Consider the following 19,237-nt stretch of genomic DNA (forward strand, 5'->3'; position numbering starts at 1 on the left):
AAAATTCAATTTAAAGTAAGATGCCCACTAACTCGCGTGCAGCGCTGATCGAAAGCAGCGCCCACTCGAAGCTTTCGCACATTCAAAAAAAACCTTTATGCCCATGGCCGCAGTGTCCCTGACCCCTCGAGCGCTTTACGAAGAAGTGGCGGAGCTCTTGCGCCAGCGTATCTTCAACCGCGAGCTGACGCCGGGCAGCTGGATTGACGAACTCAAGCTGGCCGAGGAATACGGCATCAGCCGCACACCGCTGCGCGAAGCCCTGAAAGTGCTGGCCACCGAAGGCCTGGTCACGATGAAGGTGCGGCGCGGCGCCTATGTGACCGAAGTGTCTGAGCGGGACCTGGCCGACGTGTATCACCTGCTTGCGCTGCTGGAGAGCGACGCGGCCGGTGTGGTGGCCACCCAGGCCACGCCTTCCCAGCTCAAGGAACTGCAGGGCCTGCACAACGAACTCGAGAAAGCCGTCGGCAACCGTGAGCGGTTCTTCGAGATCAATGAAGCCTTTCACATGCGGCTGCTGGAAATCGCCAACAACCGCTGGCGCGACCAAATGGTGGCCGACCTGCGCAAGGTCATGAAGCTCAACCGCCACAACTCGCTGCTCAAAAGTGGCCGCATTGAAGAGTCGCTTGCCGAGCATCGCGCCATCATGCAGGCGCTGTCGTCAGGCGACGCGAATGCCACCGCGCAGCGCATGCGGGAGCACTTCAGGAACGGACTGGAAGCGGCGGCCTGACAACCCGGCCTTCCGGCCGACCCCTGAATGGAATCAGGCCTGCGGCACCGCCTCCCAGTGCTGCACCACCTTGCCATGCTTGTCCACACTTTCAAGCAGGACGGGAAAACCCCAAAGGCGCGCAACATGCTTGATCACCTCCTGGACATCGTCCGTGAGCGTTCGGTCGTTGTGGCGGCTGTGGCGCAAGGTCAGGGAGCGGGTCCCACGTACGTCAACGTCCCAGACCTGTATGTTGGGCTCGCGGTAGTTCAGGTCATGCTGGCGTGACAGTGCCTCGCGTACATGCCGATAACCCGCGTCGTCATGAATGGCCGCCACTTCAAGCTCGGACTTGCTCGCGTCATCCACCACTGAGAAGAGGCGGAATTCGCGTATCAACCGCGGCGAAAGGTATTGCCCGATGAAACTCTCGTCGCGGAAATGCCGCATCGCGTAGTCCAGCGTCTCCAGCCAGTTGGAGCCGGCAACGTCCGGCAGCCACTGCCGGTCTTCTTCCGTGGGAGACTCGCAAATGCGCTTGAGGTCGCTGAACATGGCAAAGCCCAGCGCATACGGGTTGACGCCGTTGTAGCCCGGATGTGTCACCGGCGGCTGGTAAATGACATTGGTGTGGGATCGCAGGCATTCGATCATGAAGCCGTCGGTCAGCAAGCCCTCGTCGTACAGGGAATTGAGCAGTGTGTAATGCCAGAAGGTGGCCCAGCCTTCATTCATGATCTGCGTCTGGCGCTGTGGGTAAAAATACTGGCCGATCTTGCGCACGATGCGGATCACCTCGCGCTGCCAGGGCTCCAGCAGGGGCGCGTTCTTCTCGATGAAATACAGGATGTTTTCCTGCGGCTCCGGCGGAAAACGGCGATGGGTTTTTTCGGCCGGCTTGTCGGCAGACCTGGGGACTGTGCGCCACAGGTCATTGAGCTGCTGCTGCAGATAAGCCTCGCGGTCCTTGCGGCGGGCTTCTTCCTCCGCCAGCGACAGCTTCTGCGAACGCTGGTAACGGTCCACGCCGTGGCTCATCAGCGCATGGCAGGAATCCAGCAGCTGCTCGACCGCCTCCCAGCCGTGGCGCTCTTCGCACTCGGCAATGTAGGCCCGCGCGTACACCAGGTAGTCGACGATGGCGCCGGCGTCGGTCCACATCTGGAACAGGTAGTTTCCCTTGAAGAAGGAGTTGTGGCCGTAGCAGGCATGGGCCATCACCAGCGCTTGCATGGGCATGGTGTTTTCTTCCATCAGGTAGGCGATGCAGGGGTTGGAATTGATCACGACTTCGTAAGCCAGCCCCATCTGGCCGCGCCGGTAATTTTTTTCCGTCGAGATGAACTGCTTGCCGAAGGACCAGTGCCGGTAGTTCACCGGCATGCCCACCGAGGCATAGGCATCAATCATCTGCTCGGCCGTGATGACCTCGAGTTGCACCGGGTAGGTGTCCAGGCCGAAGGACTTTGCCTTTCGCGCAATCTCGCCGTGGTAGAGCTCGATCAACTCGAAGGACCAGTCGGACGGGCTGGGCAGGCAGGCATTCCGGCGCCCGGTGCCGGACAAGCCAGGCGCCGCCACTTCGGCAGGCTTTCTCTCGCTCTTTGTCATGGCTTGACGCCTTTTTTGAACAACTCCCTGAACACCGGGAAAATCTCGTCCGCGGCTGCGACCTTGCGCATCGCGAAATTCCGGTTGTCCTCTTGCACCTGGGTGTATTCCTCCCAGAGGTTCTGGTCCTCTTCACCGACCTGGACATAGGCGAAATACCGTGACACCGGCAGCAGCTTGCCGACCAGCAACTCGCGGCAGCGTGCTGAATCCTGGTGCCAGTTATCGCCGTCCGAAGCCTGGGCGCCATAGATGTTCCAGTCACCCGGCGGATAACGCTCCTGGATGATCTGGTGCATCAAGGCCAGGGCGCTGGACACCACGGTGCCGCCGGTTTCGGTGGACTGGAAGAACTCCTCTTCGGACACCTCGGTCGCCTGGGTGTGATGGCGAATGAAGATGACGTCGGTCTTTTCGTAATGCTTCCTCAGGAACAGGTACAGCAGGATAAAAAACCGCTTGGCGATGTCCTTGCGCGTTTCGTCCATGGAGCCCGACACATCCATCAGACAAAACATGACCGCCTTGGCACTGGGCTGCGGCACCCGGACCCGGTTGCGGTAACGCAGATCGAAGGGATCGAAGAACGGGATGGCCTTGAGGCGCCGGCGAAGCGCGTCGACTTGTGTCCTCAAGGAAAGAATCTCGTCAGGCAGGTCCGGCGCGTCGCGCAGGGCCAGCGCCAGCTGCGCCTCCAGCTCATGCACCTGCCGCCGCGTCTCCCCGCCTATGGCGATGCGCCGGCTGAGCGCGACCCGCAACGAACGCACCACATGAAGGTTGGTCGGCGTTCCATCCGAGATGAAACCGGCGCGGCGGGACTTCCATTCCGGCGCATCGGGCAAAAGCTGGGTACGTATGAGATCGGGCAGCGCAAGGTCGTCAAAGAAGTACTGCATGAACTCTTCGCGTGTGATGCGAAAGACAAAGTCGTCCTCACCCTCGCCGTCGGGACTGGCCTCACCGCCCGACCCGCCGCCGCTGCCGCCCTGCGGCCGCGCGATGCGGTCGCCGCGGACGTATTCGCGGTTACCGGGATGCACGGTCTCGCGCGTGCCGCCGGTGTGCCCAAACACCGGCTGGTAAACGTCGCGCCGCGGCAGGGTGATGTCTTCCCCCTGCTCGATGTCATGGATGCTGCGGCCCGCGACAGCACGGCGCACGGCGTCGCGTATCTGCCCACGGAATCGGCGCAGGAAACGCTCGCGGTTGCCGATGGACTTGTTCTTTCCCGCCAACCGCCTGTCAATGACTTGCTGGAGCACGTTGATCTCCGGTCACATACACATGACTACACCTGACACAGGACGCGCCGCCACGGCGCACCGCGGGCCTCAGGAACTCTTGCGTACCCGCAGGTACCAGTCGCACAGCAACCGGACCTGCCGCGTGGTATACCCCTTGGCGACCATGCGGTTGACGAAGTCTTCGTGTTTTTGCTGCTCGTCCGCGCTGGCCTTGGCATTGAACGAAATCACCGGCAACAGGTCTTCGGTGTTCGAGAACATCTTTTTCTCGATCACGGTGCGGAGTTTTTCGTAGCTGGTCCAGACCGGGTTCTTGCCCGCGTTGTTGGCGCGTGCGCGCAACACGAAATTGACAATCTCGTTACGGAAATCTTTCGGGTTGCTGATGCCGGCGGGCTTCTCGATTTTCTCGAGTTCGGCATTGAGCGCCGAGCGGTCGAAGATTTCACCGGTATCGGTATCGCGGTATTCCTGGTCCTGGATCCAGAAGTCGGCGTAGGTCACGTAACGGTCGAAAATGTTCTGCCCGTATTCCGAATAGGACTCCAGGTAGGCCGTCTGGATTTCCTTGCCGATGAACTCGGCATAACGCATGGCCAGGATTTCCTTGATATAGGCCAGGTACTTCTGCTCGGTTTCAGGCGGGAACTGCTCGCGTTCGATCTGCTGCTCCAGCACATACATCAAATGCACCGGGTTGGCCGCGATTTCGGTGGAGTCGAAGTTGAACACCTTGGACAAAATCTTGAAGGCAAAGCGCGTCGAGATTCCGTTCATTCCCTCGTCGACGCCCGCGTAGTCGCGGTATTCCTGGTAGCTCTTGGCTTTCGGGTCGGTGTCCTTGAGGTTTTCGCCGTCATACACCTGCAGCTTGCTGAAAATGCTGGAGCTCTCGGGCTCCTTCAGGCGCGTCAGCACAGCAAACTGCGCCATCATCTTCAAGGTGCCGGGCGCGCAGATGGCGTTGTGCAGCGAGGAGTTGTGAATCAGCTTTTCATAAATCTTCACCTCCTCCGACACACGCAGGCAATACGGAATCTTGACGATGTAGATCCGGTCCAGGAAAGCCTCGTTGTTCCTGTTGTTCTTGAAAGCCTTCCACTCGCTTTCGTTGGAGTGCGCCATCACGATGCCGTCGAAGGGAATGGCGCCAAAGCCCTCCGTGCCCTTGAAGTTGCCCTCCTGCGTGGCGGTCAGCAAGGGATGCAGCACTTTGATGGGCGCCTTGAACATCTCCACAAATTCAAGCAAGCCCTGGTTGGACAGGCACAGGCCACCAGAATAGCTGTAGGCGTCCGGATCGTCCTGGGCGTAAGTCTCCAGCTTGCGGATGTCGATCTTGCCGACCAGCGAAGAGATGTCCTGGTTGTTCTCGTCGCCAGGCTCTGTTTTGGAAATGGCGCACTGCTTCAGTATGGAAGGAAAGCGCTTGACCACACGGAACCGGCGAATATCACCACCGTACTCCTCGAGGCGCTTGACCGCCCACGGCGACATGACTCGCTGCAGGTAACGCGGTGCAATGCCGTACTGGGACTCGAGCAACGGAAGGTCCTCTGCATTATTGAACAGGCTGAGCGGAGACTCATTAACAGGCGAGCCCTTCAAGGCGTAAAAAGGTACCTGCTCCATCAGCTGTTTTAGCCGCTCGGCGATGGACGACTTGCCGCCGCCCACCGGGCCTAGCAAGTACAGAATTTGTTTTTTCTCTTCCAGGCCCTGCGCGGCATGGCGGAAGTAGGAGACCACCTGCTCGATGGGATCCTCCAGGCCGTAGAAGTCGCGGAACGCCGGGTAGATCTTGATGACCTTGTTGCCGAACAGGCGCGACAGGCGCTGGTCATGCCGGGTGTCCAGCAGTTCAGGCTCGCCAATGGCGGCGAGCATCCGCTCAGCCGCGGTGGCGTAGACGAGAGGACTGCGCTTGCAGGCGTCGAGGTAGTCCTCGATGGACAGCTCCTCTTCTCGCGTCTGTTCATAACGCGTCAGAAAATTACGGACGACATCCATAAAGACTCCTTTGCGCGCGGGAACCGAAGCACCCCTACTCGTGATGGAAATCTGCTTCAGATTCCGCGCAATGCATCGACTGTTATCTCACACCATGCGATTGATAGATCGCAGCGTCAACGGAAAGTTCCAGGGAACAATCGTCTCCATTATTTTCCAAATGCGCGAATAGGTACAGCGTATTTTTTAACGAATGCGGACGATATGTATGCGTGTGTGCGCCATGCCGGCACCATCGCACGTCTGTCTTCATGGTCGTTAAGTTTGCTATTTTTTTAATAGCTTAGTGCGCAGGCGATCAGGCTGCATTGAAGGTTTTGTTGAAGAATGCAAATCGCTGGCCGCGATTCATTTCAAAGCCGGAGCGCATTCAACAGACAAAAATCAGACACACGCATTGCATGGACAAACAGCAGGCCGCAAGCTGAAGTCACCAATGCGTGTCAGGAATTTCAAGTGCCTTCTGTCAGTATCGGCCCTGAATGTTTTTTAGTCAGCCCTTTGTCGGCGCCCGTTACAAAAAATACGCCGGGTAGTATCAATGCGGCACCCACCGCGTGGTGCCAGCCCAACGGTTCGCCCAGCACGCCCCAGGCAGCCAGCGCCGCATAGAGAGGCCCCAGGTACAGCGACACTGCAACACGGCTGGCACCCAGGATTTTTTGCGCCCAGCCGTAAATCCAGTAAGCGCCCAGCCCCGGCACAATCGCGGCCACCACGATCAGCCACAGCCCGTAGCCGCTTAACGGCAGGACATCGGACCGCGACATTTCCCACACAGTCAAGGGAAGCAACACCAGGCTACCGCCTACGCAGATGACCGCCAGCCGGGCCGTGGCGCCAAGCGGGCTGGGCCACTGCTTTTGCAGCAAGGCATAGGCAGCCCATGACACAGTGGCGGCCACGATCCACAGGTCTCCCGCCGAGAACTGTACGCCAGCCAGCGCGGTCCATTGGCCTTTGACCACGACGTGCACCACACCGGCGATGGCCAGCAGCACCCCCAGGCCCTGACGCAGGCCCAGGCGCTCACCGAGCCAGATCACTGCCCCCAGACCTATCAGCACCGGCGACGCCGCATAAATAAGCGCGATATTCATCGCACCGGTGGACCGCGCCCCCTGGTAAACCCAGGCGCCGCAAATCACCATGCCCAGGGTACCGAGCACCAGGTACTGCCACCACACTTTGGCGATGTGGCCGCGCTGGCGCCACAGCTCGGACCGCGTAAGCACGAGCAGAAGCAACGCCGCCAGGCCCCAGCGCCCGAAAGCCAGCAGATAAGGGCCTATCACGCCCGGCGCCTTGCGCGCCACGATGTAGTTGACCGTCCAGAGCGCCGGTACCAACCAGAGTAAGGCCAACGCCTGGCGCGCCTGTTTTTGCGCGGAATCAGGCATCGGCCATGGCGGTGGTGTCGGCCAGCGTCGATGGCGATGAAGCCGGCATTTCGTGTGCCAGCGCCATCACGGCATGCGGCGGCAGGTCGCGCAGGCGGTGGTCGCTCCAGACCTGACGCCAGCGCCGCGCGCCGGGCAGGCCGTTGCGCAGGCCCAGCATGTGGCGCGCAATGGCGCTCTTGGGCGTGCCATGCTCAGCAGCCTCGCGCACCATGTAGTCGCACATCTGCGACTCCACAGCTTCACGGGTCGGCAGGGATTCGGCGGTGCCGAAGAAGGCGCTATCCCAGGAGGCCAGCCACCAGGGGTTATGGTAGGCCTCACGGCCAATCATCACGCCGTCAAGCGCGGCTAAATGCCCGGCCACCTCTTCCTGCGTATTGATGCCGCCGTTGATGCAGATGATCAGGCTCGGGAATTCCTTCTTGAGGCGGTGCACCAACTCATAACGCAGAGGTGGTACTTCGCGGTTTTCCTTGGGGGAAAGGCCCTTGAGCCAGGCATTGCGCGCATGCACGATAAAGACCGTGCAACCGGCCTCGCTGACCGTGCCCACAAAATCGCGCACAAACTCATAGTTTTCAGCCTTGTCGATGCCGATGCGGTGCTTCACCGTGACCGGCACATCGACCACATCGACCATGGCTTTCACGCAATCGGCCACTAGCTGCGGCTCGGCCATCAGGCAGGCACCGAAAGCTCCGCGCTGCACGCGCTCGCTGGGGCACCCGCAGTTGAGGTTGATTTCGTCATAGCCCCATTGCTCGCCCAGCTGGGCGCAGCGAGCCAAATCCGCCGGCTCGCTGCCGCCCAGCTGTAACGCCACGGGATGTTCTTCGGCGTTGAAGCGCAAGTGCCGCTCCACGTCACCGTGGATCAAGGCACCCGTGGTCACCATTTCGGTGTAGAGCAAGGCGTGGCGCGACAGCAACCGGTGAAAGTGGCGGCAATGCCGGTCGGTCCAGTCCATCATCGGCGCCACGCTCAGCCGCCAGGGATGGCCCGGCAATGCGGCGGAGGCGCCGGATACAGGCGCAGCGGGAAATGGGAATAGGGCTGACATAGTCCCATTTTCCCAGAAAGGACGCACCCGCAGCGGCGCAGGGTTTTGGCCCGGAGAAGCCCGCCCAAAACCCCGTCAGACCTCGGCGGTTTTGAATTCGTCCATGAGTTCCATTTTGCGCTGGCTCAGCGCGTCGGCCAATGCCACCAGGTCCAGCCTGGACTTGCGGGCCTTGACGAACATTTCCTCGCGCTCTTCCTTCACGTGGTGGTCGATGTATTCGCCCAGTACCGTCACTCGGGCGTCATACAGGTCGTCTTCCGGATCCATGCCCGATATCTGTGCGATCAGGTCCTTGGCCGTACCGTGCTCCACTTCCGCCTCGTCGAGCAGCGCGTCGTCGTTGATGGCCGCGCGAACTTGAGGATAGAAGATTTCTTCTTCAATTTGCGCGTGTACCGTCAGCTCCTGGCAGATCTTGTCGGCTACTTCGCGCTTCTCCTCGCCGGACGCATGGCTGTCGCATAACTTCCTGAATGTGGTGAAAAGCTTTTTAACGGCAATATGGTCGGCATCCAGCAGATCTACAGCATCGTGCTTTTTTGGAGGTGCTTTGCTCATGGGGATCCTCTTTGGGGTTAATGGTCAGTCTGTTTGTGGGTTGAAATTCAATGCGGCCGGCAAAACCAATCGCCCAGCCAATTTAGGCCGACGCTCGCGCGAGATTTGTGGGAAACACGGGAGCGCTTTTGTAGGAATACAGGAACCTGGCGGAGCCGAGCGAAAACCGTGGCGGCCTTGCTGCAGAGGTCCGTCTAATTCGCCCGAACCCGCGCGCTGCGGGCTGCCAAGCGGGTAATATGGGCGGCTACACCTCTCCGAACAGTTCAGGCCCTGAAGTGCAGGAACAAATGACGCCGACCATGCCGCACAACTCCACCTCACACGCACACGTTCCGCCCACATTCCGGATACATCCGCTTGTCGCACTGCTTCCGCTGACGTTGCTAATCGCCTGCACTTCGGTACCGCTTCCGCCATGGACGCCACCCTCCACACAGACTTCTGCGCCCTCACCAGCCCCAGCGCCCGCCGCGCAACGTCCTGCGCCTGCGGCCGCTGCGGTCCAGACCTCGCCCGTCGCGCCCCCAACAGCAACGGTCGGCCAACCCGCACCTTATAGCGACGCGGTTGCCGCGCGCTTTCCGGCACCCTCCGTTGTTTACAACACGCCAGGGCTTCAAGCCGGCCGCACCACGTTCACCACGCAGGCCGAGATCCAGGCATGGCTGCGCGAGCAGGCCGCCGCAGCTTCCCGCACGCCCGGGGTCAGGGCTGCCGTGCTGCCCATAGGCCGGTCACAGCGCGGTGAAACACTTGAAGCACTGGTCCTGACCCGCGCTGGCGGCACGGACCCCACGGTAATGCAGTCAGCAGGCAAGCCCACGGTGCTGCTGGTAGGCCAGCAGCACGGCGACGAGCCTGCCGGCAGCGAAGCGCTGCTGGTCATCGCCCGGGAGCTTGCCCAAGGTTTGCTGCGGCCCGCGCTGGACCGCATCAATGTGGTGATTGTTCCGCGCGCCAATCCTGATGGTGCAGCGAATGAGCAACGTGCGACCACAGGCGGGCTGGACATGAACCGCGACCACATGCTGCTCAACACACCGGAAGCCCAGGCGCTTGCCAGGCTCGCCCGCGATTACCACCCCACCGTGGTAGTCGACGCCCATGAGTACACGGTCGTGGGGCGCTTCCTGCAGAAGTTCGGCAGCGTGCAGAAATTCGACGCGCTGTTCCAGTACGCCACCACCGCCAACCTGCCCGAGTTTTTGACCAAGGCCGCGGAAGAGTGGTACCGGCGCCCTCTGCTGGCAGCCCTCAAGGGCCAAAACCTCACCACGGAGTGGTACTACACCACCTCAAGCGACCTGGCCGACAAAAAAATCTCGATGGGCGGCACCCAACCCGACACCGGCCGAAATGTTTATGGACTGAAAAACGCCATCAGCCTGCTGATCGAAACACGCGGAGTTGGCATTGGCCGCCTGCATATCCAGCGGCGCGTTCACACCCACGTGACAGCCATCACCAGTGCGCTGGCGAGCACCGCCCAGCGCGCGAACGAGCTGCAACAGCTGCGGCCCTACCTCGACAAGGAGGTCGGCGCCAAAGCCTGCAAGGAGGAAGCTGTCGTGGAGGCAGCGCCTACTTCCGCACAGTACGACTTGCTCATGCTCGACCCCGTGACAGGCGCCGACAAGACTGTGTCCGTGGACTGGGATTCTGCCCTTGCGCTGCGCAGCCTTAAAGCCCGTGCACGCCCCTGCGGCTATTGGCTGTCGGCAGCCTCCACCGTGGCCGTCGACCGGCTGCGGTTGCACGGCGTCCAGGTGCAGCGCGTTGCCGAACAGGGTTCCATGCTCGGCGACAGCTATCGGGAAACGTCCAGCACCTCGGGTGAACGCCAGGACGTGCGCGGCACCATCGCCGACGGCAAAGCCGTTCTCAAGGTCCAGGTCAGCCTGACACGCGGCGTGGTGGACGTGCCTCGCGGCAGCTACTACGTGCCGCTGAATCAACCGCTTGGCAACCTGGTGTTTGCTGCACTGGAGCCCGACACCCAGAGCAGCTACTTCGCCAACCAGCTCCTGCAGGGACTGCAAAGCACGGTACGTGTGATGGCTGAGCCGACCATCAAGCTAGAGGACTTGTAGCCCCCACGGTCGCTCACTTCGTGTAGCTTCCTGCCCCCCGAAGGGGCCGCTGCGCCTGCGGCCCCTGCTGGCATAAGAGATGAGTCTCGGGCCTGACTTGACGTCTGCGTCTGACAGGAAGAGGATGTCATGGCTGACCGGAAATTTACAGTTTTCGCGCCTTAATGATTCGTTGAACCAACGCAATGCATGAAAGGACTCGCCATGAAGAACTTCGAACTGACCAAAAAAATGCTCAGTATGGGGGGTGTCTTTTACCCCACCGGCTACGCCTTCATCATGTTCCCGGACCTTGAAGACGCCAGGCACGTGGCCCACGAACTGGAAATAGCCAGCAACGGCATCATGCTGCTGACACCGGAAGACATCCTCGAGGACATCGGCAAGGCGGATGGCCATTCGGACGTGAACCTGCCGCGTGTCGGCACCGAGGGCGCGACGGTCCACAAGTACGTGGACCTCGCACGGGAAGGCCACCATGCGCTGATGATTCCGGTGCCGTCCAAAGACGCTACGGAGCGCATCATGGAAGTCGTGCGGACAGTGCCTTTTTCCTATGCGCAGAAGTACCACAGCCTGGCGATCGAGGACCTGGAGTAACGCCCGTCCCGCAGGTGCCCAAGGACAATCGGGGCAGGTTGAAAACCGGCCCGGGTTTAAGGCACACTGCGCCTCATGCCCCAGTCCAGCCACACTCCAGACCTGCCCACTACGACGCCCCGCGCTCGCCAGCTCATTGAACAGCTGCGGCTGAAACCGCATCCGGAAGGAGGCTGGTACTGCGAGGTGTTCCGCTCCACACAGCAAGTGGCGCCGCAGGACGGAAGACCGGTGCGCAATGCCCTGACCTCGATTTACTTTTTGCTTGACGCCACCCAACACTCACGGTGGCACCGCGTTCTTTCCGACGAGGTGTGGGTCCATCTGGAGGGCGCATCACTCGATCTCTGGACATGGAACGCGGAGGACAACCGCTTGAGCCGCACGGCGCTGGGCCCTGTCAGTGCGGCAACCACCCCTCAACACGTTGTGGCTGCCGGCCTTTGGCAGGCGGCCAGGCCACAGGCGAATGCCGCGGCGGGCTACACCCTCATGGCCTGCATGGTGGGTCCGGGTTTTGATTTTTCCGACTTCCGGATGATGGAGTCTGGCGGCAACGAAGCCCGGCAAATCGCCGCCGACCATCCGCAGCTGGCGCCATTGATCTAGCGCTCAACAAGTTCAAGAACCCGAGGATTTCCCATGATTGACCTGCATTACTGGCCTACACCCAACGGATGGAAGATTTCCATCATGCTGGAAGAATGCGGCCTGCCTTACCGGCTGGTCCCGGTGAACATCGGCAAGGGTGAGCAGTTCACGCCAGAATTTTTCGCCATCAGCCCCAACAACCGCATGCCGGCCATCGTTGATAACGCACCCGCCAGCGGCGGCACGCCTCTGGCGGTATTTGAAAGCGGCGCCATCCTCATGTACCTGGCCGAAAAGACCGGCCGCTTTCTGCCTGCCGAATTGCGCGAGCGCTACCAGGCCATGCAGTGGCTGATGTGGCAGATGGGTGGACTCGGTCCCATGGCGGGGCAAAACGGGCATTTTCTTTTGTATGCGCCGGACAAAATCCCCTATGCGATCGAGCGCTACAGCAAGGAAGTGGACCGCCTTTACGGCGTGCTCGATGCGCAACTGGCACGAACCGGTGCGCATGTGGCGGGTGCTGCTTACTCCATCGCCGACATGGCCATCTTTCCCTGGGTGCGTACACACAAGGCTCAGCAGGTTGACTTGCAAAAATTCCCCCATGTAAAACGCTGGTACGACACCCTGTTTGAAAGGCCTGCCGTCAAACGCGGGCTGAACCTGGGCAAGGAACTGCGCGCACCGGCGCTGACCGATGATGCACGCAAGGCCCTGTTTGGCCAGACAGCGCAAAGCGTACGGGACGGCGCGCACAAGGTTTCCTGACCCCCTTTTCCTTCCTCAAAAACCGGGATACCCATGATTGAATTCTTCTTCGACTGCTCCAGCCCCTGGACCTACATCGCTTTTCGCAACATCCAGCCGCTGGCAGCCGAACTCAAAGAAACCATCCGCTGGCGGCCGGTACTGGTGGGCGGTATTTTCAACACCGTCAACAAAGGAATTTATGCGGCGCGTGAAGACATGAACACGCCGAAGAACCGCTACATGCTCAAGGACGTACAGGACAGCGCAAGCGAAGCAGGACTGAAGATCGCCTTCCCGCCCAAGGTGTTCCCGGTCAACAGCGTCAAGGCCATGCGGGGCTGCCTGTGGATTGCACAGGATGCCTTGGCCGAGCCACACTACCTTGAATTTATCGAGGCTACCTTCGCAGCCTATTTCACACGTGAGGAAGACATCTCGCAGGATGAAGTGTTGGCATTGATTTGCCGGCAAGTTGGCATTGATCCCGCAGCGTTTCAGGCTGGCATCGCAAGGCCCGACATCAAGGAGCAACTCAAAGCCAACACCGACGAAGCGATCCGGCGCGGTGCGTTCGGCTCACCCACCTTTTTTGTGGGCGACGACATGTATTTCGGCAGCGACAGGCTTGCGCTGGTGCGCTCCGCTGTGTTGCGGGCCAGAGCAGGCGCCTAATGCGCTGCGGTTGACGCGCCGGCGGTGGCACCGACGCGCTCCAGCACATGGCGCGCCATGGACTGCGCCAGCTCCTGTTCACCGAGGAAGACCTTGCCGGCCTTCTCGTTGTCGAGCAGGCGCGCCTCAGCCTCATTGTGGGTACGCACCACGGTTTCAATGGCCGGATTCAGTGAACGCGCAGTGGCGACCATGCGCCTGACGTCCAGCGTGTCGGGCGTCGCGATCACGAGCATGCGCGCCTGCGCGATGTGCGCCTGAACCAGAACTTCCGCCTCCACCGCATCGCCAGACACGGCCGCAATACCCTGCTCCCGAAGCCGTTCCACTGCCTCGCGATTCTGCTCTGCCACCACAAACGGAACGTGATGAGCCTTCAGTGCATCGGCGATACGCCGCCCTACCCGTCCATAGCCCACCAGCACCACATGATTCGACAAATACTTCGGGTCGGTCGTGGCCGGCAGCTCCGCCGTCGGGTCATCGCGGGCCTCCAGCTTGCGCGCCAGGGGTGACTTCGCCAGGATCCATTGCTGCAAGGGCTCAACCGCCTTGAAGACCAGCTGGTTGAGTGCAATCGAGATCAGCGCACCCGCCAGCACCAGGCTTTGCCCTTCGGGGGGCAGCAGGCCTAGCGATGCACCCAGGCCCACCAGGATGAACGAGAACTCGCCGATCTGCGCGAGACTGGCCGAGACGGTGAGCGCGGTGTTCAGCGGATAGCGAAATGCCATCACCAGCAAGCCGGCCGCCAATGTCTTGCCAACGATGATGATGCCCACCACGGCCAGCACCTGCAGTGGCCGCTCCAGCAATACCCAGGGGTCAAACAGCATGCCCACCGACACGAAAAACAGCACGGCGAAAGCGTCGCGCAAAGGCAGCGACTCTTCGGCCGCCCGGTGGCTGAATTCAGATTCGCGCATCACCATGCCGGCGAAGAAGGCGCCGAGCGCAAAGGACACGCCGAACAGCGCCGTCGCGCCGAACGCGATGCTCACGGCCGCGGCCACCACGCACAGCGTGAACAGCTCGCGCGAGCCGGTGCGCTGCACCTGCCACAGCACCCAGGGGAAGAAGCGGCGCCCCACCACCAGCATCAGCGCCACAAAACCGCCCACTTGCAGCAGCGTAATGCCCAGTGTTTTCCACAGCGCATTGACATCGGCATCAACCTTGCCCGACAGCCAGCCGCCCAGCGGCGGAAGCAGCACGAGCACCAGCACCATGGCCAGGTCTTCCACGACCAGCCAACCCACGGCAATCCGCCCATTGACCGAGTCGAGGATGCCGCGGCTTTCAAGGGCCCGAAGCAGCACCACGGTACTGGCGACCGACAGCGACAGTCCAAACACCAGCGCCCCGCCAAGGTTCCAGCCCCACCAGTGCGCAAGGCCCATGCCGAGCGCGGTGGCGACCGTCATCTGCACGATGGCGCCAGGCACCGCGATCTTGCGCACCGCCAACAGGTCGTCCAGCGAGAAATGAAGCCCGACGCCGAACATCAGCAGCATCACCCCGATTTCAGCGAGCTGGCTCGCGATCTCCGCATCCGCCACAAAGCCGGGCGTGAACGGTCCGATGATCACACCTGCGAACAGGTAACCCACCAGCGCGGGCAAACGCAGCCGCACGGCGAGAAAACCAAAAATCAGGGCCAGACCCAAGCCTGCGGCAATCGTGCTGATCAGGGAAACGCTATGGGGCATGCGAAAGGGATTCCTTCTGGAAAGCGGTTAAGAGCCCGTTCAGACTCCAGGGAAAGCCTGCGACGCAGCCCGGCATGCGGGCTGTCCCCGTAGAACATGTCTCTTTAATTTACTACAGACGATTGAAATGGCCCATGGCCAATTCCCCACGCGTTCGCAGGTTGTTTACGCCAAACAGCCACGCATTAAAAAACCCGCCGAAGCGGGTTTTGATCAACTGCTCGAACGACGGTGCTCAGCCCATGTGCAGGCCGCCATTGAGCGAGAAGTCGGCGCCGGTGGCGTAGCCGCCTTCATCGGACGCGATCCAGGAAATGATGGAGGCAATCTCCTCGGGCTGGCCGAGCCGCTTGGCGGGCACGCCTGCGACGATTTTCTCCAGCACGTCAGGGCGTATGGCCTTGACCATGTCGGTGCCGATATAGCCGGGGCTTACCGTGTTGACCGTCACGCCCTTGGCCGCCACCTCTTGCGCCAGCGCCATCGTGAAGCCGTGCAGGCCGGCCTTGGCGGTGGAATAGTTCACCTGGCCGAACTGGCCCTTCTGGCCGTTGACCGACGAGATGTTGATGATGCGCCCGAAACCCGCTTCAATCATGCCCTCGATGACCTGTTTGGTCACGTTGAACATGCTGTTGAGGTTGGTGGAGATCACGGCATCCCAATCGGTCTTGCTCATCTTGCGGAACTGGCCGTCGCGCGTGATGCCGGCATTGTTGACCAGCACTGCCACGGGGCCATGCTCGGCCTTGACCTTGTCAAAGGCCGTGACGGTGGAATCCCAGTCGCCAACGTTGCCCACCGAAGCATAAAAAGTATGGCCCAGGGCTTTTTGCTCGTCGAGCCATTTGGTGAAGTCGCGCGTGGGGCCGCAACCGGCGATCACCGTGAACCCGTCCTTGTCCAGCCGTTGGCAGATGGCAGTTCCAATGCCGCCCATACCGCCCGTGACATACGCTACTTTCTTTGCCATTTCGCTCTCCTTGATTTTGTGAATTATTTGAAACCGTTACCTGATGACTTCCCTGCCGAACGGCCCACCGTGGTTCGCTATCGATTTAATAGCTGCTAGCGCACGGTGCAAGCCAGTCTCAGCCTCTTTTACCTTACATTCAGCGTTCCAGCGTGAGGGCAACCCCCATGCCGCCGCCGATGCAGAGGCTGGCAATGCCTTTTTTTGCATCGCGCCGCGCCATTTCGTGCAGCAGCGTCACCAGGATGCGGCAGCCGGATGCGCCGATCGGGTGGCCGATCGCGATGGCGCCGCCGTTGACGTTGACCTTGCTGGTGTCCCAGCCCATCTCCTTGTTCACCGCGCAGGCCTGGGCAGCAAAGGCTTCGTTGATTTCGAGCAGGTCGAGGTCCTGGGCCTTCCAGCCTGCACGCTGCAGTGCCTTGGTCGACGCGGGTACCGGGCCCATGCCCATGTAGGCCGGGTCGAGGCCGGTGGTTGCGTAGCTGGCGATGCGCGCCAATGGCTTGAGGCCCAGGGCGGCGGCTTTTTTGGCCGTCATGACCATCACTGCGGCAGCGCCGTCGTTCAGGCCCGAGGCATTGCCGGCCGTCACACCACCGGCCTTGTCAAACGCCGGGCGCAGGCCCGCCAGGCCTTCGGCGCTGGTTTTGCGGTTGATGAATTCGTCCGCGGCAAACACCACCGGGTCGCCCTTTTTCTGCGGAATGGTGATGGGGATGATTTCATCCTTGAACTTGCCGGCGTCCTGCGCGGCCGCAGCCTTGGTCTGGCTGCCCAGCGCCAGGGCGTCCTGCGCCTCGCGGTTAATCTCATATTTCTTTGCCACGTTTTCGGCGGTAATGCCCATGTGGTACTGGTTGTAGACATCCCACAGGCCGTCGACGATCATGGAGTCGATCATCTTCCAGTCGCCCATGCGCTGGCCGTCGCGCGAACCGTTGAGTACGTGCGGCGCGGCGCTCATGTTTTCCTGGCCGCCGGCAATGACGATTTCGCTGTCACCCGTGGCCACAGCCTGCGCCGCCAGCATGACGGCTTTGAGGCCAGAGCCGCAAACCGCATTGATGGTCAGGCCCGGAATGCCGTTGGGAAAACCTGCCTTGATGACCGACTGGCGCGCCGGGTTCTGGCCGACGCCGGCCGTCAATACCTGGCCCATGATGACCTCACCGAGCTGGTCGGCATTGAGGCCGGAACGCTCCAGCACACCCTTGATAACGGCTGCGCCGAGCTCGGTTGCGGGTATTTTGGCGAGCGAGCCGCCGAATTTACCGACGCCGGTGCGGCCGGCTGCAACGATAACGATATCTTCCATGATGTGTCCCTTTTTGAAGTTTTAGGATGCGTTTATGAATGCGGTCTAGGGAGGCGCGGCTTGCTGCGTCAGGCTTTTGCCTTGACATAGCGGCCCGGCGCAGCCTCAATGGCTTTGTACTTGCGGCTGCCATAGGTTTTGGGTGCAGCAATTTGCTTGCCAGCATGGCCCTTGAGCCATTCCGACCAATCCGTCCACCAGCTGCCAGGATGTTCTGTCGCGCCTTCGAGCCAACCGGCTTGCGTCGCGGGAAACTTCCCCTGTGGCAGCTTGTCACGGGTCCAGTAGCTTCGTTTTTTCTTGGCCGGCGGGTTGATCACACCCGCAATATGGCCGGAAGCACCCATGACAAAACGTTTTTTTCCAGGCAAGTGCTGCGTGGAGGCATAGGCGCCGCCAATCGGCACGATGTGGTCTTCACGCGAGCCGTAGATGTACACAGGAATGTCGACCTTGCGCAAGTCTACTTTCTGGCCGCACACCACGGTCTTGCCCGGCTTGATGAGATTGTTCTCAAAATAGGTATTGCGCAGGTACCAGGCGTAAAACGGGCCCGGCAGGTTGGTGGAGTCGCTGTTCCAGTACAGCAGGTCAAACGGAGGCGGTGTTTCGCCCTTCAGGTAATTGCCGACCACGTAATTCCAGACAAGGTCGTTTGGTCGCAGGAAGCTGAAGGTGGAAGCCAGGTCTTGCCCCTTGAGCAAGCCGCCCTCCCCCATCTCGGCCTCGCGGTACTTGACCGAGGTTTCGTCGATGAAGATATCAAGGATGCCGGTGTCGGTGAAATCAAGAAACGAGGTGAGCAGCGTTGCACTGGCCACCGGCTTTTTACCCTGTGCGGCCAGCACGGACAGCGCTGTTCCGAGGATGGTGCCGCCCACGCAAAAACCCAGTGCGTTCAGGGTTTTGGCGCCGGTGATCTCCTGCACCACCTCGATCGCCTTGATGGCGGCGTGCTCGATGTAGTCGTCCCACGTCTTCTGGGCCATCGACTCATCCGGATTGCGCCAGCTCACCACGAAGGTGCGATGGCCCTGGCTGACGGCATAGCGGATCAGCGAGTTCTCGGGTTGCAGGTCAAGGATGTAGAACTTGTTGATGCACGGCGGGATCAACAGGAAAGGCTTTTCGTACACCTTTGCCGTCAGGGGCTTGTATTCCAGCAGTTGAAAGAATTCATTTTCAAACACCACCGCGCCTTCGGTGGTGGCAACGTTTTTACCGACCTCGAACACACGCTCGTCGGTCATGGACACGTGGCCCTGCTTCAGATCGTGCAGCAGGTTGGTGAGACCCTGGGCGATGCTTTCGCCCTGGCTCTCGATGGCTTTTTGCTGGGCCTCTGCATTGAGCGCCAGGAAATTGCTGGGCGCCGTGGCCGCCATCCATTGCTCGACCGCGAAGCGCACGCGTGCGCGGGTCTTTGCGTCGCCTTCGACGGCGTCGGCCAGGGCCATGATGGTGCGGGCGTTCAGCAGATAGGTGGAAGCCGAAAATTTCGAGACGGGGTTGGTTTTCCAGGCCGCGCTGGAAAACCTGCGGTCAGAAGACACTAGCGTATCGGCGCCCTCCTGCAACCCCTGGTTCCACAGGGCTGAGGCGTCCGCGATATAGCGCTGCTGCAATTCCTGGAGCCTGGCCGGATCGAACTGGAGTGCCGGTGGGGTTTGGCCTGGGCTGAACGCACCCAATGGTGCGAATCCGTTGTTGGCACCAGTATTGAAGCCGGCGCTTGATCCGGCGTTCGCCATGACACTCATGGCCTGCTGCAGGCCTGCCGCAAAGGTCTCTTGCATCTGCCGGGCCGCTTCGGCCTGCTTTGCGTCAAAATTCATCTTGTCTCCCCGATCCATGTTGAGTCCTGGTGACTCTTTTGAGCACACCAACAGTATCGTAGGATTTGCATTACAAATTG

The 19,237-nt window shown here is 60.8% G+C and carries 16 protein-coding genes; 6 read left to right on the forward strand and 10 right to left on the reverse strand.

Annotation, left to right across the window (positions count from 1 at the left end):
* Positions 1–103: 103 nt before the first annotated feature.
* Entirely contained in the window at positions 104–739 is a 636-nt protein-coding gene (locus AC1D1J_RS04205; protein ID WP_477646492.1) for a GntR family transcriptional regulator, read from the forward strand.
* Positions 740–772: 33 nt separating this feature from the next.
* On the opposite strand, the gene AC1D1J_RS04210 is transcribed toward AC1D1J_RS04205, so the two are convergent.
* From AC1D1J_RS04210 to AC1D1J_RS04235, 6 genes are all read right to left on the reverse strand, one after another.
* On the reverse strand, positions 773–2,332 hold the full coding sequence (locus tag AC1D1J_RS04210) for a SpoVR family protein (protein WP_477685464.1): 1,560 nt from the start codon (positions 2,330–2,332) through the stop codon (positions 773–775).
* The gene (locus AC1D1J_RS04215) at positions 2,329–3,603 is read right to left on the reverse strand and encodes a YeaH/YhbH family protein (protein WP_477685853.1); all 1,275 of its coding nucleotides are present in this window, start codon (positions 3,601–3,603) and stop codon (positions 2,329–2,331) included. Before AC1D1J_RS04215 ends, AC1D1J_RS04210 begins: the two co-directional genes overlap by 4 nt.
* Before the next feature lie 63 nt (positions 3,604–3,666).
* A complete protein-coding gene (locus AC1D1J_RS04220; RefSeq protein WP_477651075.1) occupies positions 3,667–5,589 on the reverse strand; it encodes a PrkA family serine protein kinase in 1,923 nt (640 codons plus the stop codon).
* 452 nt (positions 5,590–6,041) lie between these two features.
* Positions 6,042–6,989 (reverse strand): DMT family transporter, encoded by a 948-nt coding sequence (locus tag AC1D1J_RS04225; protein ID WP_477685463.1) that lies wholly within the window; start codon positions 6,987–6,989, stop codon positions 6,042–6,044.
* On the reverse strand, positions 6,982–8,052 hold the full coding sequence (gene dusA / locus AC1D1J_RS04230; protein ID WP_477693962.1) for a tRNA dihydrouridine(20/20a) synthase DusA: 1,071 nt from the start codon (positions 8,050–8,052) through the stop codon (positions 6,982–6,984). The genes AC1D1J_RS04225 and dusA overlap by 8 nt, the downstream gene beginning before the upstream one ends.
* A 75-nt stretch (positions 8,053–8,127) precedes the next feature.
* Positions 8,128–8,613: a hemerythrin domain-containing protein gene (locus AC1D1J_RS04235; protein WP_477693963.1), complete on the reverse strand. Its 486-nt coding sequence runs from the start codon at positions 8,611–8,613 to the stop codon at positions 8,128–8,130.
* A gap of 290 nt (positions 8,614–8,903) precedes the next feature.
* On the opposite strand from AC1D1J_RS04235, the gene AC1D1J_RS04240 reads away from it, so the two are divergent.
* From AC1D1J_RS04240 to AC1D1J_RS04260, 5 genes are all read left to right on the forward strand, one after another.
* Complete coding sequence (locus AC1D1J_RS04240) at positions 8,904–10,706, forward strand: M14 family metallopeptidase (protein WP_477693964.1); 1,803 nt, start codon at positions 8,904–8,906, stop codon at positions 10,704–10,706.
* Between the two features lie 204 nt (positions 10,707–10,910).
* Positions 10,911–11,306, forward strand: coding sequence for an RNA-binding protein (locus AC1D1J_RS04245; RefSeq protein WP_477693965.1), 396 nt, complete (start codon positions 10,911–10,913; stop codon positions 11,304–11,306).
* Positions 11,307–11,381: 75 nt separating this feature from the next.
* A complete protein-coding gene (locus tag AC1D1J_RS04250; RefSeq protein WP_477685460.1) occupies positions 11,382–11,915 on the forward strand; it encodes a cupin domain-containing protein in 534 nt (177 codons plus the stop codon).
* 33 nt (positions 11,916–11,948) lie between these two features.
* On the forward strand, positions 11,949–12,668 hold the full coding sequence (locus AC1D1J_RS04255) for a glutathione binding-like protein (RefSeq protein WP_477693966.1): 720 nt from the start codon (positions 11,949–11,951) through the stop codon (positions 12,666–12,668).
* Between the two features lie 33 nt (positions 12,669–12,701).
* Positions 12,702–13,322 carry a DsbA family protein gene (locus AC1D1J_RS04260; RefSeq protein WP_477685458.1) on the forward strand — a complete coding sequence of 207 codons (621 nt, stop codon included), beginning with the start codon at positions 12,702–12,704 and terminating at the stop codon, positions 13,320–13,322.
* On the opposite strand, the gene AC1D1J_RS04265 is transcribed toward AC1D1J_RS04260, so the two are convergent.
* The 4 genes from AC1D1J_RS04265 to phaC all read right to left on the reverse strand — a co-directional run bounded on the left by AC1D1J_RS04265 (position 13,319) and on the right by phaC (position 19,157).
* Positions 13,319–15,031: a cation:proton antiporter domain-containing protein gene (locus AC1D1J_RS04265; protein WP_477693967.1), complete on the reverse strand. Its 1,713-nt coding sequence runs from the start codon at positions 15,029–15,031 to the stop codon at positions 13,319–13,321. The genes AC1D1J_RS04260 and AC1D1J_RS04265 overlap by 4 nt on opposite strands.
* 235 nt (positions 15,032–15,266) lie before the next feature.
* Positions 15,267–16,004 (reverse strand): acetoacetyl-CoA reductase, encoded by a 738-nt coding sequence (gene phbB / locus AC1D1J_RS04270; RefSeq protein ID WP_477685456.1) that lies wholly within the window; start codon positions 16,002–16,004, stop codon positions 15,267–15,269.
* Positions 16,005–16,143: 139 nt separating this feature from the next.
* Positions 16,144–17,322, reverse strand: a complete 1,179-nt coding sequence (locus AC1D1J_RS04275; protein WP_477685455.1) for an acetyl-CoA C-acetyltransferase — start codon at positions 17,320–17,322, stop codon at positions 16,144–16,146.
* 68 nt (positions 17,323–17,390) lie between these two features.
* Complete coding sequence (phaC, locus tag AC1D1J_RS04280; RefSeq protein ID WP_477693968.1) at positions 17,391–19,157, reverse strand: class I poly(R)-hydroxyalkanoic acid synthase; 1,767 nt, start codon at positions 19,155–19,157, stop codon at positions 17,391–17,393.
* Between the last annotated feature and the right edge of the window lie 80 nt (positions 19,158–19,237).

It is taken from the genome of Polaromonas sp. P1_F8 (assembly GCF_056405635.1).